This window comes from Streptomyces sp. NPDC058231 (assembly GCF_042882275.1).
GTDB lineage: Bacteria > Actinomycetota > Actinomycetes > Streptomycetales > Streptomycetaceae > Streptomyces.
In genome coordinates this window covers 238,312-260,225 of record NZ_JBHVWN010000001.1, presented here as the reverse complement: position 1 = coordinate 260,225, position 21,914 = coordinate 238,312, and the positions used below count along the sequence as shown (strand labels likewise).

Here is a 21,914-nt window from a genome sequence, read left to right as displayed (position 1 = left end):
GAGTACGGGAATCCTGTGGGCGACCTGAGAGCGCCGGTGTCCTGCGGGCTCCCTCCTATCCGGCTTCCGCTCGGTCATTTCCCTTGCACGGCAAGGAGGATGGAGAATGCGCGGAGGGCTTCGGCGCCTTCTCCGGTGAAATTCTTCCCGGTTCGGACGCGTGTCGAAGTGTGAGAGGTTTTTGGCGTTTCGTTTTTCATCGTTACTGTTTTGGGACAGTTCTCATGAGAGCAGGTGCAAACTTTATGCGTATTTCACCGAAGCGCTCTCCGGGTGGCGCGGCCGGTCGCGCGAAGCGGGTGGCCTCAGTCGTCGCCGGACTCGTCGCGCTCGGTCTTGCCTGCTCGGCCTGTACGACGGGCGCGGCGGCGAAGCAGACAGGCGGTTCCGCCTCCCGCACGGGCGGTTCCTCGGCCGCGGCCGCCGCGACCGGCTACGCCCCGTATGTCAGCGCCACGACCGCGGCCGCCACCGACTCCGCCGGTTCCCCCGACACGTACAACCTCGCCTTCGTCGTCGCCGACGGCGACAGCTGTGCTCCGCTCTGGGGCGGCTCCGCCGCGGTCACCAGTGCGTCGGTGGCGTCGCGGGTCTCCCGGCTCACCTCGACCGGTGCGGACGTCCGCGTCTCGTTCGGCGGCGCCGCGGGAACGGAGCTGGCGCTCGCCTGCGGCAGCGCGGAGGAACTGGCCGACGCCTACGCCCGGGCGCTCGACGCCGTCGGTGCCACCAAGGCCGACTTCGACATCGAGGGCGACACACTCACCGACCGGGCGTCCATCACGCTCCGCGACAAGGCGCTGCGGATCCTGCAGAAGCGACGGCAGCTCGATGTCACGTACACCCTGCCCGTGATGCCGGACGGTCTTGAGTCCACCGGTACGGCCCTGCTGCGCGACGCGCGTGATCAGAAGGTCGACATCTCGGCGGTGAACATCATGGCCATGAGCTACGGCGCATCCCACGACGGCGACATGGGTGACTACGCGCGCGAGGCGGCCGAAGCCACCCATGACCAGCTCACCGACGTGCTCGGGCTGACGGACGCCGGCGCCTGGCGAGCGCTGCACATCACGGTGATGCTCGGCGTCAACGACACGGCCGGCGAGACGTTCACGCTCTCCGACGCCGCGTCGCTCCGCGACTTCGCCCGGCGGACCGGCGTCGGAGAGCTCTCCCTCTGGGCGACCTTCCGCGACCGGCAGTGCGCCGGCGAGCCCACCTCGACGGCGAGCGACACCTGCAGCGGGGTCGAGCAGAAGCCGGGAGCGTTCGCGGCCGCGCTGGGCGGATGACCGCGCTCGGTGCCAGGCGTCACCGTGCGCATCACCGCGTGCGGTGATCGGCGTCACCGTGCGCGTCACCGCGGAGCAACGCCATCAGCGACCGGGCGCCGGGGCTCGTCGCTCCCGCCGCCGGAAGCAGTACGACGCTTTCGTAGTACGGCTGTTCCGGACCGTCCAGCTCCACCGGGACCAGCCCGCGGGCCTCCGGCTTCCGCGAGAAGTGGTGTGGCACCACCGCGATCCCCAGCCCTTCCTGCACCAGGTCCAGCAGGCTGTGCACATCGGTCACCTCCAGCCCCACCGTGCGGCGCACCCGCGCGGTGGCGAACGCCTCGTCCGCGGCCCGGCGCGGCCCCCAGTCCGGATGGAAGTCGATGAAGGACTCACCCGGCAGCTCAGCCCAGGCCACCCGGCCCGCGGCCTGCGCGAACCGATGACCGGGAGCGCACAGCACGACCATGCGTTCACGCGCCAGCGGCATGAGTTCGCCACGCCACTCCCCGGCACTCACCGCCGCCGCGAACGCGACATCGAGGCGGCCGCCCGCGACCCCGTCCACCAGGCTCGATGTGCCTTCCTGGCGGAGCCGGATCTCCATCTGCGGGTGTGTCCGGTGGAAAGCGGCGAGCAGTCGCGGCACCTGGACGCCGGCCACGCACTGCTCGGCCCCGACCGTCAGAGTGCCGCGCAGCAGTCCGCGCACCGCGTCGACGGCGTCCCGTGCCGCCCGCGCGCCCGCCAGGGTGCGCTCCGCCTCCACCAGCAGGGCGCGCCCCGCCTCGGTCAGCCGGACCGTGCGGGTGGTCCGGCTGAAGAGCGGCGTCCTCAGCTCCTGCTCCAGGGAGCGGATCGAGGCCGACAGTCCGGACTGCGACACGGCGACGCGCTCGGCGGCACGGGTGAAGTGCCGCTCCTCGGCGACGGCGATGAAATGTTCCAGCTGGCGCAACTCCATGATTGAGAAACATAGACGATAAATCCAACCTGAATCTTCTGTTGGACTGCTGGATCGTTGTCGGGGAGTCTGGACACCGCGCACGTCCCGCGCACCTCTTCGCCTCTGGAGCCCCGCATGTACATCCCGTCGCCCGACCGCTACCAGGACATGCCGTACCGGCGCACCGGACGCAGCGGTCTGCGGCTTCCCGCGCTCTCGCTCGGCCTCTGGCACAACTTCGGGAGTGACCGGACCGCGGACAGCCAGGGGCAGATCCTGCGCAGGGCGTTCGACCTCGGCATCACGCACTTCGACCTCGCGAACAACTACGGCCCGCCGCCCGGCGCCGCCGAGACCGCGATGGGCCGCGCGCTGAGCACGGACTTCGCCCGGCTCCGGGACGAGATCGTCGTCTCCACCAAGGCCGGCTACCTGATGTGGGACGGGCCGTACGGGGAGTGGGGATCCCGGAAGTCCGTGCTCTCCTCGCTCGACCGGAGCCTGACCCGGCTCGGACTCGACTACGTCGACATCTTCTACTCCCACCGCCCCGACCCGGACACCCCGCTCGAGGAGACGATGGGCGCACTGGACTCGGCGGTACGCCAGGGCAAGGCGCTCTACGTGGGCCTCTCCAACTACTCGCCGGAGCAGACCCGGGAGGCGGCCCGCATCCTCAAGGAGCTCGGCACCCCGCTGCTGATCCACCAGCCGCGCTACTCGATGCTGGACCGCCGCCCCGAGGACGGACTGCTCACGGCGCTGGACGAACTGGGCGTCGGCTCCATCGCCTACTCGCCCCTGGAGCAGGGCATCCTCTCGGACCGCTACCTGAAGGGCATTCCGGCGGGTTCGCGCGCGGCGGGCAGCAGTCCCTTCCTGTCCGCCGAGTCGGTCACCCCCGAACTGGTCGCCCGGCTGAGCGCACTGGACGCGGTCGCCTCGGAGCGCGGGCAGTCCCTGGCGCAGATGGCTCTCGCCTGGGTGCTGCGCGGCGGCCGGGTGACGTCCGCCGTGGTCGGGGCGAGCAGCGTCGCCCAGTTGGAGAACAGCGTCGAGACCGTGCGCAACCTGGAGTTCAGTGACGAGGAACTGGTCCGCATCGAGGAAGTTCTGAAGGCCTCCTGAAGGGCCTGGACCGGCGCTCGACGACCCGCCGTAGGACCAGTCGTCCCCGGGTCCGTCGACCCGGGACGCGCTCGGGAAGCCCCTCACCCCTGCCTTGCGACCGGCCGTCGGCAGGGAGGTATACGAACCGCCGCGCCCGGTTGACCGGGCGCGGCGGGTGCGGGTGGCGCGGTGGTGAAGAAGGGTCAGAAGGTGAGGCTCCAGCTGTCGAGGTAGCCGGGGTCGACGCTGAAGATGCCGGGGGTGTTGTCCACCACCCGCAGCTTCCAGGTGCCGTTGGCGGGGACCGCCGACGCGTCGACCGTGTAGGTGGTGTGCAGCTCGCCCTCGCCGGTGTCCCAGTACCAGTCCTTGACCGGGATCTCCGTGCCGTCCTCGCTGACGAGGCTGATCACCTGACCACCGACCCACGGGTGGTAGAGGTCGACCGTGACCTTGAGGTCGCTGGGGGCGTGGCCCTTGCGGCCGCTGACGACGATCGGTGACTCGATGGTTCCCCAGTTGGGGATGTCGAATCGGTCCGGATCGACGAAGAAGTCACCGCCGGAGGCCAGCACGGTCCATACGAATCGCACCGTGCGCTTGACCTTCGGGGAGTTCTTGATGGTGACGGCCGCCTTGAAGTCGCCGGCCTTCCTCGGAGTGCCGGTGATCAGTCCCGTTGCGGCGTTGATGGACAGGCCCTTGGGCAGCCCGTGCGTGGAGTACGTCAGGCGGCCCGGCCGGGAGCTCGTCGCCTCGATCTGCCGGCTGGTCGGCAGGCCGACGGCCGACTTCCGCGTGGAGGGCGCGACCACGGCGATGTGGTTCACGTAGCGCGGGCCGACGTTGACGGCCGCCCAGGCGTCGCCGACGGTTTCGTATGCGTCGCTGGTCCGGCCGAACAGGTCGGCGGCGGCCTGGAGGGTGGCGACGCGGGCGCCCGCGTAGTCGGTGCTACTGGTCATGTAGAGCGTCAGCGCCCGGTACCAGACGGCGGTCGCGTCGCGCTGCCCGAGACCGACGACCGGCAGGCCGTCGAACGTGGGGCTGTCGTAGGCGACGCCGTTGATGGTCTTCTTCCCGCTGCCCTCGGCGAGCAGGTAGAAGAAGTGGTTGGCCACGCCGGAGCTGAGGTGCGGATCGAGCTTCCTGGTTTCGGGGGTCCAGTAGTCCTGGGAGGTGCCCTTGACGGAGGCGTCCTTGGAGGGCTGGTCCATGTAGCGCAGCGGCTTGCCGGTGCCGCGGACGTCGGCGAGTTCGCCGATGGTGTAGTCGGGTACGTCGGTGGGGTTGGCGGTGAAGAATTCCACGGAGGTGCCCATGATGTCGCTGGTGGCCTCGTTCAGGCCACCGGACTCACCGGAGTACGTCAGGTTCGCGGTGGCGTAGGTGACACCGTGAGTCATCTCGTGGGCGGCAATGTCGAGTTCGGTGAGCGGCATGGTGTTGTTCAGGCCGTCGCCGTAGGTCATGCAGAAACAGCCGTCGTCCCAGAAGGCGTTGGCGTATCCGTTGCCGTAGTGGACCCGGGAGAAGGCCCCGACACCGTTGTCGGCGATGCCGTTGCGGCCGAACCGGTCGCGGTAGAAGTCCCAGGTCTGCCGCTGGCCGAAGGCGGCGTCCACGGCTGCGGTCTGGCGGTCGGCAGTGGTTCCGTCGCCCCAGACGTCGTCGTCGTCCGTGACGAGGACGCCGTTGCCGCCGATGTCGGTCAGGTCGTACGTCTTGTGGCCGCCGCGCTCGGGATCGGTCAGCTCGTAGAGGCTTCCGTTGGGCGCGGTGCCGAGCCGCACCTCGCCGCTGTACTGGCTGTGGCCGGTGCCGGTGCGGATCTGCTCGACGCTCTGGAGCCGCTTGCCGGTCGTGGCGTCGGTCACCACGCTCAGGCTGCTCGGGGTGCTGTCCTCCTGGACGCCGCTGACGAGGGACCGCCAGGCGAGCACGGGCTTTCCGTCCCCGAGCCAGACGACCAGCTTCGGCGAGCCGTCCGGGGCCGCGTCCTCGGTCTTCTCGGTCTTCGCGGCGGCGAGGGCGGACTTCTTCGCCGTCGCGGCCGTGACAGCGGCCCTGGTCGTCGGCACCGACACCTTCGCGTCCGAGGCCTTGGTGACGGTACGGGACGCGCCCTGCTCATGGACCACCAGGTCCCCGCCGATGACGGGCAGGCCGGCGTAGGTGCGCTCGTAGCGGGTGTGCACGGTGCCGTCGGCGTCCTTGACGACATCCTTGGGTATCAGCTCCTCCCGATCGCCCAGTTTCAGCGAACGCGCGGTGGCGGCACGTGCGTCGTTCGCGGCCTCGAGGAGCTTCTTCCGCTGAGCGGGGGACAGCTCCACGGCCTTGGCGCCGGGTCTGGGTTCCGCCGCTGTCCGCCGTGGTGCTCGGTCCGTGCCGACCGGGGCGGAGGCGGTGCCCGAGGCCGGGAGGACCGAGACGACGAGCGCGGCCATGGCGACAGCCGAAATTGCCGCGACGCGGCCGTACCGGGAGACTCCGCGACGGGGTTCGTGACGACACGCGGCCCTGCTGGTGGGGAAGTTGATCGGCACTGCTGTAACTCCTTCTGTCCGGACGTGTGGTGACGGCCGGCGGGGGTGGGGAACCGGAGGCCGGGAGTGCCTCCGGCGTGAAGGCGTGCGATGTGACGCTGGTGTGGGCCGACGCGGTCGCCCCGGCGATGGTCGGGACGGCCTGTGACTGCTCTCTGCGAGGGCCGCGAAGGAGAGGGCCGCCGCCGGCTGTCGGCTGAAGCGGCGGGCTGCCCCAGGACCTCGCCGGCGTCGTCGGCCCTCCTGCTGCCGGACATGGCGGCGTGCGACCGCTCGGCGATGCGGCGCATACATCGGTCCTTGTGGCGCTGCTGCGCCAACTCACTTGCTCCGGCGAAAGGTCGGACGATCGAAGTCGGGGGCGGCCCTCCGGGCCGTCGTCAGCGCCGCAGAGAGGGCGGCGGCGTCGAGCACAGCGACGAGCCGGAGGTCCGTCTCCCGCGTAGCGGGGCGGGGTTGAGCTGTGGCATGGGTGTCTCCAACGTGCCGGCAGGTCTCGACTGGGTCCTGATTGACCGAACAGGTTTCGACGCACCGTCGCGTCGGCGGCTCGTGATCACCTTGTCCGAGGCGTGATCCGCCGGGCAAGGAGGTCCGGCCTGCGGGACCGCGCAACTGCGCAGATGTGAACAGGAGCAGGCAGGCACGGAACGGGTCCGCCCCGGCCGTACAGGCATGTGGTGAGCACATGATCACTTCGGCCGACTCCGCCGCGTACGATCGGCCTCGCCGGCACGCCGAAAGGGGCAGCAGTGGTGGAGTCGTCGGATTTGCCGTGGGCCGGTACCGGTCTGGGCCCCTTGGCCGGCCGGGTGCTCGAGCGCCTGGTCACGCAGCCGGAGTTGAGCAGCGAGGCGGTTGCCGAAGCGCTCGGGGTCACCCTGGCGGCGGCCGAACGCGCCTTGCAGGCACTGGAGAACGAACGCCTGGTCGTCCGCGTCTGTGACCGTCCCACGCGCTGGAGCGCGGGCCCGCCCCGCTCCACCCTCGGATCGCTGCTGGCCCAGAGGCGGCAGGAACTGGCACGGGCGGAGTTGTACATGGAGCGGTTGCACGAGGCATACCGCTCGGCGTCGCACCGTCGGGTCACCTCCGACCTGTTCGAGGTGGTGGAGAGCCCCGAGCGGGTCGCGGTGCGCTACGCGCAGCTGCTCGCGTCCAGCCGGCACGAGGTGCTCCACCTCGCCAAACCTCCGTACGTCACCGGGTCCGCGCGGCTCGACAGCGCCTCGGTGCCGACCGACCCGGCAGCGGTTCCGGACGCGTCGGCTCCGGAGGTGCTCGTGCCCGACGGAGTGCGGTTCCGGTCGGTGTACGACACCGACGGGATGACCGACACCGTTTCGCTGCGTACCGCCCTGAGCGGCACAGCCCGGGGCGGGGAACTGCGGCTGCTGGCCGGGCTCCCGATGAAACTGGTGGTGTTCGACGTGACGGCCGGCATCATCCCGCTGCGGCAGGAGGACCCGTCTGCGGGTTCGCTCATCGTGCACTCGGCCACGCTTCTCGAAGTGCTCACCGCGCTCTTCGAAAGCGTCTGGGAACGGGCGACCCCGGTGTCGCTGGACAGCGGCCCCGGCCGGCCGCCGATCACTGCGACGGAACCGGACGGCCGGCCTCCGGGGCGGATGCGCGACATCCTCTCGCTGATGTGCGCGGGGCTGACGGACGACGCGATCGCCCGGGTCCTGGGGCTGAGCCGACGGACGATCCAGAAGCACATCAGCGAGACCGCCGAACTTCTCGGCGTGCGGACCCGCTTCCAGATCGCGCTGCTGGCACGTGAACGAGGCTGGCTCGGGGACGCCCCGGGCGTGGTGGTGGCGGCCCCCGCCGAACGAACGGCCGGGTGACCGGCCCGAGGTCCCGGCGTGTTCGGCGCGACACGCCGGGGGCATCCGTACGGCCGGGCCTGGCGCCGAGGCATGAGAGTGCGTGGGCGAGGGCCTTGACCAGGGCGAAGCTCGGCGTCGCCGTGACCCGCGCTCATGACGTCCTGGGGCTCGGCGGCATCCGCCCGGAGCCGCGGAGCGAACCGGCTCGAGGTGTCGGGCAGCGGTGCCGTCAGGACGCCCCCGCCTCCCCACCGCGCGCACTTCCTTGCTCACCGGTCGGCCTCCAGCGGACTGGACCTCTGGAGGTACCAACAGCTCTGGCCTGGGCGTTCGTCGACGCGTACCGTGATGTGGAATGAAGATCCTCGCCCCGGAAGGGGCAAGGATCGGGAACCTGCCCTGTGCTTCTGCGGACGATGTCATCCCACTGATGTCACCATCGAGGCGCACCGCCTCCGACCTGCGATGGGACCCCGTTCACAGTGAAGATTCTTATCAGCGCCGACATGGAAGGCGCCACGGGCGTGACCTGGCCGGCCGATGTGCTGCCCGGAACCCCGCAGTGGGAGCGCTGCCGCTCGATGTTCACCTCCGATGTGAACGCGGCGGCCCTCGGCTTCTACGACGGGGGTGCCGATGAGGTGCTCGTCAACGAGGCCCACTGGTCCATGCGCAATCTCCTGCTGGAACGGCTCGACGAGCGGGTCCAGATGCTCACGGGGCGGCACAAGTCCCTCAGCATGGTGGAGGGCATCCAGCACGGCGACGTCGACGCGATCGCGTTCATCGGCTATCACACGGGCGCCGGCACCGAGGGCGTGCTCGCCCACACCTACCTGGCCAACTCCATCACCGGCGTCTGGGTCAACGGGGTCCGTGCCAGCGAGGGGCTGCTCAACGCGCACGTCGCCGCCGAGTACGGCGTGCCCGTCGTCCTCGTCACCGGTGACGACCTGACCTGCGTGGACGCCGACGGCTACGCACCCGACTCCCGCAAGGTCGCGGTGAAGGACTACGTGTCGCGGTACGCCGCGGTGTGCCGGACTCCGACCCGTACCGCCGCCGACATCCGTGCGGCGGCCAAGGAAGCGACCGCCCTGGCCGGGCGGTACACGCCGGTCGAGGGCGGGCCGTTCACCGTGGAGCTGGAGTTCGACGCCGAGCACCTGGCCGCGGCGGCCACCGTCGTCCCCGGTGTGGCACCCAGTGGCGAGCGGCGCGTCGCCTACACGAGCGCGACGATGTACGAAGGCATCCGCACGTTCAAGGCGGTGACGACGATCGTGTCGTCCGCGGTGGAGGAACAGTATGGCTGACGCGACCACCCCCACGGATTCCGTCGACGACCTGGCCCTCGACGAGGCGGTGACGTTCACCTCCGAACTGATCCGGATCGACACGACCAACCGGGGTGGCGGCGACTGCCGGGAACGCCCGGCCGCCGAGTACGTCGCCGAGCGGCTGGCAGCCGCCGGACTGGAACCCGCGCTGCTGGAACGCACCCCGGGCCGCACCAATGTGGTCGCCAGGATCGAGGGCACCGACCCGACCGCCGACGCGCTCCTGGTACACGGACATCTCGACGTCGTGCCCGCCGAGGCGGACGACTGGACCGTGCACCCGTTCTCCGGGGAAGTCCGGGACGGTGTGGTCTGGGGCCGCGGCGCCATCGACATGAAGAACATGGACGCGATGGTCCTGGCCGTCGTCCGCGCCTGGGCGCGGGCCGGCGTCCGGCCCCGCCGGGACATCGTGATCGCCTACACCGCCGACGAGGAGGCCAGCGCCGTCGACGGCTCCGACTTCCTGGCCGGCCGGCACCCCGAACTCTTCGAAGGGTGCACGGAGGGCATCAGCGAGTCCGGCGCCTTCACCTTCCACGCCGGACCGGAGATGCCGCTCTACCCCATCGGTGCGGGCGAGCGCGGGACCGGATGGCTGAAGCTCACCGCGCACGGCAAGGCCGGGCACGGCTCCAAGGTCAACAGGGCGAACGCGGTCACCGCGCTCGCCGCGGCCGTCGCCAGGATCGGTGCGCACGAATGGCCGGTGCGGCTCACCCCGACCGTACGGGCCGCACTCGCCGAGATCGCCGCGCTGCAGGGCGTCCGTGCCGAACTCGACGCCCCCGGCTTCGATGTGGACGAACTCCTCGGAAAGCTCGGACCGGCCGCCGCGCTGGTGGAGCCGACCGTCCGGAACAGCTCCAACCCGACGATGCTGGACGCCGGATACAAGGTCAACGTGGTCCCCGGCCACGCGAGCGCGTACATCGACGGCCGGACGGTGCCCGGCGGCGAGGACGAGTTCCGCGCCACCCTGGACCGGCTCACCGGCCCCGGCGTCGACTGGGAGTTCCACCACCGCGAGCTCGCCCTGCAGGCGCCGGTCGACTCACCGACCTTCGCGAAACTGCGGGCCGCCATCGAGCGCTTCGACCCGGACGGCCATGTCGTGCCGTACTGCATGTCGGGCGGCACCGACGCCAAGCAGTTCTCCCGGCTCGGCATCACCGGCTACGGCTTCTCACCGCTGAAGCTCCCGGTCGGTTTCGACTACCAGGCGCTCTTCCACGGCGTCGACGAACGCGTGCCCGTCGAGGCGCTCCACTTCGGCGTCCGGGTGCTCGACCACTATCTGCGCACGGCCTGACCCGCACGGGGGGAATGCACCATGATGTCCGCATCGGCCTACGGAACCTGGCCGTCACCGATCGACGCACGGCTGGCCGCCTCGCACGACGGCCGCCCGGAATTCGTCGGCTCGGTCGGCGACGAGGTGTGGTGGACGGAACCGCGCCCCACCGAGGCGGGCCGCCGCGCCCTGGTGCGCCGGCGCGCGGACGGGACCACCGAGTCCGTGCTGCCCGTTCCGTGGAACGTACGCAGCCGTGTCATCGAGTACGGCGGCCGGCCCTGGGCGGGGGCCGACCGCGCCGACGACGGACCGCTGGTCGTCTTCGTGAACTTCGCCGATCAGCGGCTGTACGCCTACGCACCGGACGGCAGCGACGAACCGTGGCCGCTCACCCCGGTGTCGGCGGTCGGCGGCGGGCTGCGCTGGGCCGATCCGCAGCTGCGTCTCGACCGGGGCGATCAGGGCGAAGTGTGGTGCGTCCTGGAGGAGTTCACCGGCGAGGCGCCGACCGATGTGCGCCGGGTGATCGCCGCGGTCCCGCTGGACGGATCGGCCGCCGCCGACCGCGGCGCGGTGCGTGAACTCTCCGACGGGCGGCACCGCTTCGTCACCGGGCCGAAGCTCGCGCCCGACGGACGACAGGTGGCGTGGATCGCCTGGGACCACCCGCGGATGCCGTGGGACGGGACCGAGGTGATGCTCGGTGACCTCGCCGACGACGGCACGTTCCACAACGCCCGGCGTCTGGCCGGCGGACCGGAGGAATCGGTGCCGCAGGTCGAATGGACCACCGACGGGCAGGTGCTGTTCGTCAGCGACCGCAGCGGCTGGTGGAACCTGTACCGCGCCGATCCGCACCGGGGCACGGTGGCGCTCTGCCCGCGGGAGGAGGAGTTCGCCGGTCCGATGTGGCGGGTCGGACTCAGCTGGTTCCGGCCGCTGGAGAACGGCCTGATCGCCACCATCCACGGAAAAGGCACCACCACCCTCGGCATCCTCGACCCGGAGACCGGTGAGCTGGCCGACATCGCCGGACCCTGGACCGAATGGGCCGAGACGCTCGCCGTGCACGGCAGCCGGGTCGTCGGCGTCGCCGCGAGCCCGCACAGCGCGTACGAGGTGGTGGAGCTCGACACCGCCACGGGCCGCACCCGGATCATCGGCGCACACCACCGCGACGAGGTCGACCCCGCGTACTACCCCGCCCCCCGGGACCGCGTCTTCACCGGACCCGACGGCCGTGAGATCCACGCCCACATCTATCCGCCCCGCAGCCCCGACCGCGTCCTGCCCGACGATGAGCTGCCGCCCTACGTGGTGTGGGCGCACGGTGGTCCCACCGGACATGCCGCGCTCGTCCTCGACCTGGAGATCGCGTACTTCACCTCGCGCGGCATCGGCGTCGCCGAGGTCAACTACGGAGGTTCCACCGGCTACGGCAGGGCCTACCGCAACCGGCTGCGGGAGGAGTGGGGCGTCGTCGACGTGGAGGACTGCGCCGCCGTCGCCCTGGCGTTGGCCGCCGAGGGCACGGCCGACCGGGAGCGGCTCGCCATCCGCGGCGGCAGCGCCGGCGGCTGGACCACGGCCGCCTCGCTGACCGGCACCGACGTGTACGCCTGCGGCACCGTCAGCTACCCGATCCTCGACCTGACCGGCTGGGGCACCGACGAGACCCATGACTTCGAGTCGCAGTATCTGGAGTCCCTGGTCGGCCCGCTCGCCGAGGTCCCGGAACGCTACCGCGCACGGTCGCCGATCAACCGCTCCGACCGGCTGACCGTTCCGTTCGTGCTGCTCCAGGGGCTGGACGACGTGATCTGCCCGCCGGTCCAGTGCGAGCGGTTCCTGGCCGCTCTCGAAGGGCGCGGCATCCCGCACGCCTATCTCGCCTTCGAGGGGGAGAGCCATGGATTCCGGCGCGCCGACACCATGATCGCCGCCTTGGAGGCCGAACTCTCCCTCTACCTGCAGACATTCGACATCGACCGGTCCGACGTACCGCGGCTGGAGCTGAAGAAGTGACCCGGGAACGCCTGGAGCCCCTGACCCGCGCCGCCCGTCTGCGGCCCGGGGCCAGGATCGCCGTCGTGTTCCCCAGTGGACCGGTCCCGGGTGACCGTCTGGAAGCCGGGCTCGACGTGCTGCGCGGCTGGGGTCTGGAACCCGTGGTGATGCCCCATGTCCGCGACGGGCATCCGGAACTGCGCTATCTCGCCGGCGCGGACGGGGTGCGAGCCCGCGATCTCGAGCGGGCCTGGTGCGATCCGTCGGTCGACGCCGTGATCTGTGCCCGCGGCGGGTACGGTGCGCACCGCATGGTCGACCTGGTCGACTGGGCGGCGATGCGCGCCGCCGGGCCCAAGGCGTTCATCGGCTACAGCGACATCACCGTGCTGCACGAGGCGTTCGCGCGGCTCATGGGGCTCGCGACGCTGCACGGTCCGATGGTCGCGACGGAGGCCTTCCGCGAGGATCCGGAGAGCCAGGAGTCGTTGCGGGCCACCTTGTTCGAGCCGGAGTCGGTCCGGACCCTGGGCCTGCCCGGGGCGCGGCCGCTGGTACCGGGGCGGGCCCGCGGCATCACGTACGGCGGCTGCGTGAGCCTGCTCGCCGCCGACATCGGCACCCCGCACGCCAGAACCTCCGCCCACGGCGGGCTGCTGATGATCGAGGACGCGGCGGAGGCTCCGTACCGGCTCGACCGGATCTTCACCCAACTGCTGCGGGCCGGGGCGCTCTCCGGGATCTCCGGGGTCGCCTGCGGTTCCTGGCGGGGCTGCGAACCGTACGCGGAAGTGCGGGCGGTCCTCGCCGACCGGCTCGGCGGGCTGGGCGTGCCCGTCGTCGAGGAACTGGGCTTCGGCCACGGCCCTACGGCGCTGACGATTCCGCTCGGGGTGCCCGCGGTGCTGGACGCGCCGGAGGGCGGCCCCGGCACGCTCACGCTCGAGGTGCCCGCGCTGATCTGAACGCACCACGACTGCGAAGAAGTTGAACATCCTTCAGGAAACGCCGTTCCGAGCGTTGACACCCGTATGACGCGTGTCACAGCATGAGCGCGCCCCAGTGCTTACCGGCCGGTAGGGGCGCCCTCGATGTGGAGGTCTCTTCGTGTCACGTGCTGCTCGCAGGTCCCGGTACCGGAAGGCCTTCGCCCACGCGGCCGGGGCGGCGCTCGCCGTGCCCCTGGCGGTCGCCGGCCCGGCGCACGCCGCCTCCTCCTCCGCGGGATCCGAATACACCGTCACCGCGCTGAAGTTCACCGTCCGTGCGGGTGACCGCTCCTGCACCGTCGACGCCGACCTCTACCGCCCTGTCGGGGTCGACGCACACCACACCGCCCCCGCCGTCCTCGCCACCAACGGCTTCGGCGGAAGCAAGTCGGACGGCTCGACCGACGTCATCGGCAAGGCCTTCGCCTCCCGCGGCTATGTCGGCCTCGTCTACTCCGGCCTCGGCTTCGGCCGGTCCGGCTGCCTGATCACTCTCGACGACCCGGCGATCGACGGACGCGCCGCCACCGGCCTCATCGACTTCCTCGCCGGGATCCGGGCGGCCGACGACGGGACCGAGGCCGACTTCGTCACCAGGGACGGCAAGGGCGACCCGCGCGTCGGCATGATCGGTGGCTCGTACGGCGGCGCCATCCAGATGGCCACGGCCGCCGTCGACCGGCGCGTCGACGCGCTCGTTCCCCTGATCACCTGGAACGACCTGTCGTACGCGCTGGCCCCCAACAACACGGCCACGTCCACGGGCGTCTCGTCGGACACCCCCGGTGTCTTCAAGTGGCAGTGGACCAACGGCTTCTACCTGATGGGGGAGGGGCAGCCCGTCCTTAACCCCGCACTCGACCCGTCGCGGTTCGGCAATCTCACCTGTCTGCACTTCGCCACCAGGGCCTGCGACACGATCCGGTTGCTCAACTCCGGCCGGTACCCGGCCGGCAAGGCCGACGCGATGCTCGACTACGCGCGCAGCGTCTCGCCCGTCTCCTACCTCGACAAGGTCGAGGCGCCCACCCTGCTGGTGCAGGGCCAGACCGACAGCCTGTTCAACCTGAACGAGGCCACCGCCACGTACCGGACGCTCAAGGCGCAGGGCGTCACGGCCAAGATGATCTGGCAGTCCTGGGGGCACAGCGGTGGTCAGGTGGCCGGTGAACTCGACCTGAGCCAGGGCAATCTGGAGACCAGCTACGTCGGGCAGCGTGTCCTCGCCTGGTTCGACCACTACCTGCGACAGCACAAGAACACCGACACCGGGCCCGAGTTCGCCTACTACCGCGACTGGCGGAGCGGCTACGGAACGGCGGCCACCGTGCCCGCGCTCTCCCGGAAGCTCTACCTCTCCGGTGACGGCGGACTCGTCGACACCCGCGCCGAGGTCATCCGCGGCAGCCGCCGGTACGCCAACGGACCGGTGGCGACCAGCCACTCGGAGAGCTCGCTCGCCGGCATCATCGGACTGCCGGACCCGAAGCCGTACGACACCGAAGGCACCTACCTCGGCTGGACCAGCGCCCCGCTGGACTCTGCCGTCGACGTCGTCGGAGCACCGAAGGCCACTCTGAAGGTGGTCTCGCCGAGGACGGAGCGGGTACAGAACAGTGGGGACGCCGCCGACAAGCTGGTGCTGTTCGCCAAGGTGTACGACGTGGCGCCGGACGGCTCGAAGACACTGGTGAACCGACTGGTCTCGCCGGTGCGGGTGCCCGACGTCACCCGGCCGTTCACCGTGCAGCTGCCGGGCATCGTGCACCGGTACGAGGCGGGACACCGGCTCCGGTTCGTGATCGCGGGCAGCGACAGCGCCTACCTCGGCAACCGTGGCATCAAGCCGGTCACGGTCGTCAGCAGCCCTGAGGACACCGGCGTGCTGCAGCTGCCCGTGGTGGGGTGAACGGAGCCGGACCGTCACCCGTGCGGCCGCACGCCACCGCCCGCCGGGCGTGGGACGGAGGCATCCTGGAGTCGGGGGGCGGTTGCGTACCAGGACCAGGAAGGGGCCCGGCCATGAGCCCGAAGGATGTGTCGAGCAGCGGCAGGGGCAGCGGCGGCCCTTTCACCCTGTCCCGCGTCGTCGTCATCGTCATCGCGGTCCTGTCGGTCGTCTTCATCGCCGAGAACACCGGCGACGTCACCATCCGGTTGCTGATCCCGCTGGTGACGCTGCCCCTCTACGTGGTGCTGCTCGTGATGTTCGCGGCCGGGATGGTGTGCGGCGGCTATCTCTTCCGCCGCCGTCCCAAGTGAGCCGGGCACCTGTCTAGGCTGTCCGGATGTCTGACAACCTCTATCTGGCCGAGGGCCCGCACGTGGGGATCCGCCCCTTCACCCCCGCGGACGCGGAGGAGTTCACCGCCCGCGCCAAGGAGAGCGGCGCCCTGCACCACCCGTGGCTGTTCCCGCCCGACGACGCGCGCGCGTACGCCACCTACGCGAGTCGGCTGACCGAGGACCGGGCGAAGGTGGGCTTCCTCGTCTGCGAACGGATGACGACCGACGGTGACGAGGCCGGGAGCGGGCCGATCGCCGGCTTCATCAACATCAACAACATCGTCGGCGGTGCGTTCCGCTGCGGAGCGCTGGGGTACGGGGCGTTCGCCCACGCCGCCGGGCGCGGACTGATGAGCGAGGGGCTCGGCCTGGTACTGCGGTACGCGTTCGGCCCGCTCGGCCTGCACCGCCTGGAAGCGAACATCCAGCCCGGCAACGAAGCCTCCGTCGCCCTGGTGCGACGGGCCGGATTCCGTCTCGAAGGCCTCTCGCCGGACTTCCTCCTCATCGACGGGGCATGGCGCGATCACGAGCGCTGGGCGATCACGGCGGAGATGCTCGACACGCCCTGAGGACCGGCCCGGTCCTGGGCCGCTGCTCGGCACCGGACGCGGGAGCCGTCTCCGGCCGTCACCGCGGGTCGCTGATGACCTTGATCATCCTGGCGGCCCCACCTCAGGACGCCGTGGCGCCTCCGAGCGCCGCGGACACCACGGCGCCGGGCTCCGGACCGGCCTGGACCAGCACCGCCCCGTCCGGAGCCCAGATGCCGGAGCCGCCCGAGGTCGTCGGATACGTACCACTCGCTCCCGCAGAGGTGGCCAGCACCACCCACACACCGTGGGCGACCGCCCGCTCCCTCATGTGTCCGTCGCGCCGGTCCGCGGACCCGGCACCCGCGCCGTAGAGGGTGCTCGCCACATAGGCGTCCATGCCCGATGCGGCGGTGGCGGCGGCGTGCTCCGGGACCGCCGCGTCGTAACACACCGCGAGTCCGAGCCGCACTCCGTCGACCACCAGGATCTCCTGCTTCCCGCCCGGCGTGAAGCGGTCGAACTCCTCGCCGTGCAGCCACATCTTCCGGTACGCGACCCGCGCGCCCTCCCCTGTGACGGCGAGCGTGGCAATGTGCTCCCGTCCGTCCTCGTCCCGCACGGGGGCGCCCGCCAGGGCGGTCGCTCCTGTGGCGCGGCAGGCGGAGACGATCGGCCGGAGACGGGGGTCGTCGGGGGAGACGGCCGGGGCAGCGAGGTCGTAACCCGTCAGTGAGAGCTCCGGGAAGACGACCAGTCGCGCCCCCGACTCCGTGATCGCCTCGGCGTGCGCCGAGGCGTTCGCCGCGACATCGAGGTGGAGACAGAGCGGCTGGGCGACGGCGACGGTGAGTGGTGCGGGCACGTGATGCTCCGGATCGGTCGGCTGCTCGGGCTGCGGGCCGTCCAGGCAGGGGCCCTGTGACAGGGTCGCAGGCCGCCGGTGGTCACCACGACGCCGGGGCGGTACGCCGCGGAGACGGGACCGCCCCGGCCGCGCAGAAGCGCGACCGGGGCGGAACGGGCGCCGCCGTGTGCCGCGGCGGCCCGACGATCAGGCGAGGGACGCGATGGCCTCGTTGAACGTCGCCGACGGACGCATGACGGCCGAGGCCTTCGCGGCGTCGGGGCGGTAGTAGCCGCCGATGTCGGCCGGCGAGCCCTGGACCGCGACGAGCTCGTCGACGATCGTCTGCTCCTGCTCGGTCAGCGTCTTGGCGAGAGCCGCGAACGCCTCCGCGAGCTGCGCGTCGTCGGTCTGCTTCGCCAGCTCCTGGGCCCAGTACAGCGCCAGGTAGAAGTGGCTGCCGCGGTTGTCGATGCCACCCAGCTTGCGGCTCGGCGACTTGTCCTCGTTGAGGAAGCTGCCGGTGGCGCGGTCGAGGGTGTCGGCGAGCACCTGGGCGCGTGCGTTGCCCGTGGTCTGCGCGAGGTGCTCGAAGCTGACCGCGAGCGCGAGGAACTCGCCCAGGCTGTCCCAGCGCAGGTAGTTCTCCTTGACCAGCTGCTGGACGTGCTTGGGAGCGGAGCCGCCGGCGCCGGTCTCGAAGAGGCCGCCGCCGTTCATCAGGGGTACGACCGAGAGCATCTTGGCGCTCGTGCCGAGCTCCAGGATCGGGAACAGGTCGGTCAGGTAGTCACGCAGCACGTTGCCGGTGACCGAGATCGTGTCCTCGCCCCGGCGGATCCGCTCCAGCGAGAAGGCGGTCGCCTCGACCGGCGACAGGATCTCGATCTGCAGACCCTCGGTGTCGTGGTCGGCGAGGTACGTCTTGACCTTGCCGATGAGCACCGCGTCGTGCGCGCGCTCCTCGTCCAGCCAGAACACGGCCGGGTTGCCGGTGGCGCGGGCGCGGGTGACGGCGAGCTTGACCCAGTCCTGGATCGGCGCGTCCTTGGTCTGGCACATGCGGAAGATGTCACCGGCGGCGACCGTCTGCTTGAGCACCGCGTTGCCGGAGCCGTCGACGACACGGACCGTGCCCGGGGCGGCGATCTCGAAGGTCTTGTCGTGGCTGCCGTACTCCTCGGCCTTCTGCGCCATCAGACCGACGTTGGGCACCGAGCCCATGGTCGACGGGTCGAAGGCGCCGTGCGCGCGGCAGTCGTCGATGACGGCCTGGTAGACGCCCGAGTAGCTGCTGTCCGGCAGGACGGCCAGGGTGTCGGCCTCGTTGCCGTCCGGGCCCCACATGTGACCGGAGGTGCGGATCATGGCCGGCATGGAGGCGTCGACGATGACATCGCTCGGCACGTGCAGGTTGGTGATGCCGCGGTCCGAGTCGACCATCGCGAGGGCGGGGCCCTCGGCGATCTCGGCCTCGAAGGACGCGGCGATCTCGGCGCCGAGGTCCGGCACGCCGTCCAGACCGTTCAGGACGGTGCCGAGGCCGTCGTTCGGGGACAGGCCGGCGGCGGCCAGCGCCTGGCCGTACTTCGCGAACGTCTTCGGGAAGAAGGCGCGCACCACGTGGCCGAAGACGATCGGGTCGGAGACCTTCATCATCGTGGCCTTGAGGTGCACCGAGAACAGCACACCGTCGGCCTTGGCACGGGCGACCTGCGCCGTGAGGAACTCCCGCAGGGCCGCCACCCGCATCACGGACGCGTCCACGACCTCGCCCGCGAGCACGGGTACCGACTCGCGCAGGACGGTGGTGGTGCCGTCCTGACCGGCGAGCTCGATCCGCAGGGAGCCGGGCTCGGTGACGACGGCGGACTTCTCGGTGGAGCGGAAGTCGTCGGCGGACATCGTGGCGACGTTCGTCTTCGAGTCCGCGGTCCAGGCACCCATGCGGTGCGGGTGCGCCTTGGCGTAGTTCTTGACCGAGGCGGGGGCACGGCGGTCGGAGTTGCCCTCGCGCAGGACCGGGTTGACGGCGCTGCCCTTGATCTTGTCGTAGCGCGCGCGGACGTCCTTGTCCTCGTCCGTCTGCGGGTCGTCCGGGTAGTCCGGCAGCGCGTAGCCCTGCTGCTGCAGCTCGGCGATGGCCGCCTTCATCTGCGGGATCGACGCCGAGACGTTCGGCAGCTTGATGATGTTCGCGCCGGGCGTCTTGGCCAGCTCGCCGAGCTCGGCGAGAGCGTCATCGATGCGCTGGTTCTCGTCGAGACGCTCCGGGAAGCTGGCAATGATCCGCCCCGACAGGGAGATGTCGCGGTTCTCCACGGTGACCCCGGCCGTCGAGGCGTACGCCTCGATCACAGGCAAGAACGAATACGTCGCCAGGGCCGGGGCCTCGTCGGTGTGCGTATAGATGATGGTCGAGTCAGTCACCGGGTGCTCCGCTCCACGTCTGCAACATTGCTTGACATCAAGATATCCCGTGACGGTCGCCCGTTCGACAGGACCCTGTCCCGGCCGGTGGCGGGAATCGCCGAAGAGGGCGGTCCGCCCGTTCGGGGCCGTCGTTTTGTGGGGCGTCCGGGCGGCCCGGAGTGTTTCCGCCCCGGGCGGGAGGCCGCGGTGGTGCGGTTCAGCTGCCGGGGTTCCGGCGGCCGGCCGAGCGGCCCGAGCCGCGCCGCCGGCGATCGCCGGGCGACAGGACCGGGGCCTGCCGTTCGGTCTGCGCCCGGATCTCGTAGTGCGCCTCGTGGGCGGTCACACGGAAGGCCTCGTCGTACGAGGCGAGAGCCGCGGTGATCGCCGCGCCTGCCGCGCCGCGGCGACGGACGACGGACGCCAGCCATGTGAACACTCCCATGACCGCGGCGAGGACGCCCACGACGGCCAGCAGCGGCAGGAAATCGTCCATGGGGCCGAGCCTACCCAGCGGCAACCGGACGCATCGGTGCGTCCGGTTGCCGCTGGGGCACCGGTGCGTCCGGACGGGACGGCGCCATCCGGCCCATCCCGTGCCGCGCCGCGTCAGTCGTCGATCGTCGCCCCGTACGACGCGTCGGCGGAAGAGCCGCCGAAGGCGCTCGCGCCGTAGTTCCACGAACCGGAGGTGGTGATGCCGCCGGCACCCGCGGAGAAGACCCAGACGTAACCGTCGTTCGTGTTCTCGCCGGGCGCCGAGGCGAGCAGGCCGAAGCGGCCGTCGTCGTTGGGGTCGGTGAAGGAGACCTGCTCGCCGAACTTGTCGCCCTTCTCGACGGTGCCCGGGACGTTCGTGGTGCCCTCGGTCGCCGACAGCACGCCCTTCGCCGTCAGGCCCTGGCCCGAGCCGCGCAGGACGGTGAAGGCCCCCGCGTCCGCGACGCTGCCGACGTCCTCGCCCGGAATGCCGATCGCCAGGTCCGCGAGTCCGTCCCCGTTCGTGTCGCCGAGGGAGAGATCGGCGCCGAAGCCGTCGCCCTGCTCGCTCGCGCCCGGCACACCCGCCGAGTCCTGCGTCCACCACACGGGCGGGGTGCCCGGCCCCTCCTGGCCCGCGGGCCCGGACGCGCTGCCGTAGTAGACACCGACCAGGCCGCCGGTCATGCTCGCGCCGCCGTCGTCGGGGCTGTGCGGCTCACCGGTGGCCAGGTCGTCGTAACCGTCACCGTTGATGTCCCCGGAGGCGACGACCGGGCCGCCGCGGACAGCGGTGACCGGCAGCGGTTCGTCGCCGGAGGCGGAGCCGGGGAGGATGTACGACCAGCCGTGGCCCGGCTCGCCGCCGACGCTGGTACCGGAGACGACCAGGTCGGCGTAGCCGTTGTCGTCGTAGTCGCCGGTGGTCATCGACCGCGGCCGGATGCCCGGCGCCTCGGCGGGCGCGGATCCGCTGCGCGCCTTCTTCGACGGGGAGTCGAGTGCCGTACGCGACTTCTGCTCGGGTTGCCGCGCCTGCGGAACGAGGCTCTTCGCGGCGGGCTCGGTGGCCGGCTCGAACTGGTAGGTGGTCAGTCCGACCGAGTCCAGCACCGCCAGCAGGTCGCCGGGGGTGGTGTCGGAGAACCGGGCTGCGGCGAGCGATCCACCGAATGTGCCGCCCGCAGTGGGTTCGTCGGCCTCCAGCCAGTTGCTCACCGACCCGGTGAGGCCCTTGGGCGTGCCCCACAGGACGACCGCACCGCCCGCGTCGGCGACGTCACCGATGTCCTCGCCGGGGATGCCGACGACCGCGTCGTCGTAGCCGTCGCTGTCGAGGTCTCCGGTGGCCAGGGCCTTGCCGAAGCTGTCTCCGGCCTCGGCGGCGCCGGCCACACCCGAGGAGTTCTGGCTGAAGGACCTGGCATTGGTGGTGCCCATCCCACGGGGCCCGCCGTACTGCACGGTGATCATGCCCGCGCCCCTGTGCCCCCCTACTGCGGCGCCGGGAGCCCCGACCAGTACGTCGTCGTAGCCGTCCCCGTTGAAGTCGGTGTTGCGGTCATCGGCGTGCGTGCCGCCAGGGGTGCCGGCGTACGCCGAGGGGGCCAGGGTGATGGCCGCCCCGGTCACGAGAAGAAACGATGCCGCGGCAACGGCGGCCGAGCGGTGCTTGCGCATGAGCGGCTCCTTGGCTCACGAAGGGCCGGGCTTGCACGGGGGGCGCGGGGGTTGCCGGAAAGGGCCCGTTCCTTGTCCGGCGCCGTGTTTGACAGCGCGTGAACGGCAAGGGTTGTACGCGGGGCGAGTCCTGATTTCCGGGGAAGATCACCTCTGTGCCGTTCACGGGCCGTCGCCATTGTTCGAGGCATATGTCGCAGGGCGGAGGGAGTCCGGCCTGCCCGGCCGCCGGGGAAGACGTCCCGGGGGACGGACGAGCGTGCGCGGCGGCGCCGGCCGCCGCACGTCCCTGCCGTACGCCCCGGTCGTCAGCCGCGCCGAGGCGG

The 21,914-nt window shown here is 71.2% G+C and carries 16 protein-coding genes; 10 read left to right on the top strand and 6 right to left on the bottom strand.

Features of this window, described 5'->3' with window-relative positions; genetic code table 11:
• The first annotated feature begins 245 nt into the window (after positions 1 to 245).
• Positions 246 to 1,295, top strand: a complete 1,050-nt coding sequence (locus ACFVXE_RS01040) for a chitinase (RefSeq protein ID WP_389667903.1) — start codon at positions 246 to 248, stop codon at positions 1,293 to 1,295.
• A gap of 31 nt (positions 1,296 to 1,326) precedes the next feature.
• Here ACFVXE_RS01040 and ACFVXE_RS01035 read toward each other — a convergent pair whose 3' ends face one another.
• Positions 1,327 to 2,241 (bottom strand): LysR family transcriptional regulator, encoded by a 915-nt coding sequence (locus ACFVXE_RS01035; protein WP_389667901.1) that lies wholly within the window; start codon positions 2,239 to 2,241, stop codon positions 1,327 to 1,329.
• 117 nt (positions 2,242 to 2,358) lie between these two features.
• On the opposite strand from ACFVXE_RS01035, the gene ACFVXE_RS01030 reads away from it, so the two are divergent.
• On the top strand, positions 2,359 to 3,351 hold the full coding sequence (locus tag ACFVXE_RS01030; RefSeq protein WP_389667899.1) for an aldo/keto reductase: 993 nt from the start codon (positions 2,359 to 2,361) through the stop codon (positions 3,349 to 3,351).
• 185 nt (positions 3,352 to 3,536) lie between these two features.
• Here ACFVXE_RS01030 and ACFVXE_RS01025 read toward each other — a convergent pair whose 3' ends face one another.
• Positions 3,537 to 5,783 carry a M4 family metallopeptidase gene (locus tag ACFVXE_RS01025; RefSeq protein ID WP_389667897.1) on the bottom strand — a complete coding sequence of 749 codons (2,247 nt, stop codon included), beginning with the start codon at positions 5,781 to 5,783 and terminating at the stop codon, positions 3,537 to 3,539.
• 854 nt (positions 5,784 to 6,637) lie between these two features.
• Between ACFVXE_RS01025 and ACFVXE_RS01020 the strand changes: the two genes are divergently transcribed.
• The 8 genes from ACFVXE_RS01020 (at position 6,638) to ACFVXE_RS00985 (ending at position 16,208) form a co-directional block, all read left to right on the top strand.
• Positions 6,638 to 7,735 (top strand): LuxR C-terminal-related transcriptional regulator, encoded by a 1,098-nt coding sequence (locus tag ACFVXE_RS01020; RefSeq protein ID WP_389667896.1) that lies wholly within the window; start codon positions 6,638 to 6,640, stop codon positions 7,733 to 7,735.
• A 464-nt stretch (positions 7,736 to 8,199) separates the two neighbouring features.
• Complete coding sequence (locus tag ACFVXE_RS01015; RefSeq protein ID WP_389667894.1) at positions 8,200 to 9,033, top strand: M55 family metallopeptidase; 834 nt, start codon at positions 8,200 to 8,202, stop codon at positions 9,031 to 9,033.
• Positions 9,026 to 10,369, top strand: coding sequence for a M20/M25/M40 family metallo-hydrolase (locus tag ACFVXE_RS01010; protein ID WP_389667893.1), 1,344 nt, complete (start codon positions 9,026 to 9,028; stop codon positions 10,367 to 10,369). Before ACFVXE_RS01015 ends, ACFVXE_RS01010 begins: the two co-directional genes overlap by 8 nt.
• A 21-nt stretch (positions 10,370 to 10,390) precedes the next feature.
• Entirely contained in the window at positions 10,391 to 12,379 is a 1,989-nt protein-coding gene (locus ACFVXE_RS01005; RefSeq protein WP_389667891.1) for a prolyl oligopeptidase family serine peptidase, read from the top strand.
• Positions 12,376 to 13,326 (top strand): LD-carboxypeptidase, encoded by a 951-nt coding sequence (locus tag ACFVXE_RS01000; protein WP_389667890.1) that lies wholly within the window; start codon positions 12,376 to 12,378, stop codon positions 13,324 to 13,326. The genes ACFVXE_RS01005 and ACFVXE_RS01000 overlap by 4 nt, the downstream gene beginning before the upstream one ends.
• Before the next feature lie 142 nt (positions 13,327 to 13,468).
• Positions 13,469 to 15,259 (top strand): CocE/NonD family hydrolase, encoded by a 1,791-nt coding sequence (locus ACFVXE_RS00995; protein WP_389667888.1) that lies wholly within the window; start codon positions 13,469 to 13,471, stop codon positions 15,257 to 15,259.
• A gap of 113 nt (positions 15,260 to 15,372) precedes the next feature.
• Positions 15,373 to 15,612 (top strand): lipopolysaccharide assembly protein LapA domain-containing protein, encoded by a 240-nt coding sequence (locus ACFVXE_RS00990; RefSeq protein ID WP_389667887.1) that lies wholly within the window; start codon positions 15,373 to 15,375, stop codon positions 15,610 to 15,612.
• A gap of 26 nt (positions 15,613 to 15,638) precedes the next feature.
• Complete coding sequence (locus ACFVXE_RS00985; protein WP_389667885.1) at positions 15,639 to 16,208, top strand: GNAT family N-acetyltransferase; 570 nt, start codon at positions 15,639 to 15,641, stop codon at positions 16,206 to 16,208.
• A gap of 103 nt (positions 16,209 to 16,311) precedes the next feature.
• Here ACFVXE_RS00985 and ACFVXE_RS00980 read toward each other — a convergent pair whose 3' ends face one another.
• From ACFVXE_RS00980 to ACFVXE_RS00965, 4 genes are all read right to left on the bottom strand, one after another.
• Positions 16,312 to 17,034 (bottom strand): carbon-nitrogen hydrolase family protein, encoded by a 723-nt coding sequence (locus ACFVXE_RS00980; RefSeq protein ID WP_389667883.1) that lies wholly within the window; start codon positions 17,032 to 17,034, stop codon positions 16,312 to 16,314.
• A 189-nt stretch (positions 17,035 to 17,223) separates the two neighbouring features.
• Entirely contained in the window at positions 17,224 to 19,446 is a 2,223-nt protein-coding gene (locus tag ACFVXE_RS00975; protein ID WP_389667882.1) for an NADP-dependent isocitrate dehydrogenase, read from the bottom strand.
• A 199-nt stretch (positions 19,447 to 19,645) separates the two neighbouring features.
• Positions 19,646 to 19,924, bottom strand: coding sequence for a hypothetical protein (locus tag ACFVXE_RS00970; RefSeq protein ID WP_389667880.1), 279 nt, complete (start codon positions 19,922 to 19,924; stop codon positions 19,646 to 19,648).
• A 113-nt stretch (positions 19,925 to 20,037) separates the two neighbouring features.
• Positions 20,038 to 21,588, bottom strand: coding sequence for an esterase (locus ACFVXE_RS00965; RefSeq protein ID WP_389667878.1), 1,551 nt, complete (start codon positions 21,586 to 21,588; stop codon positions 20,038 to 20,040).
• Between the last annotated feature and the right edge of the window lie 326 nt (positions 21,589 to 21,914).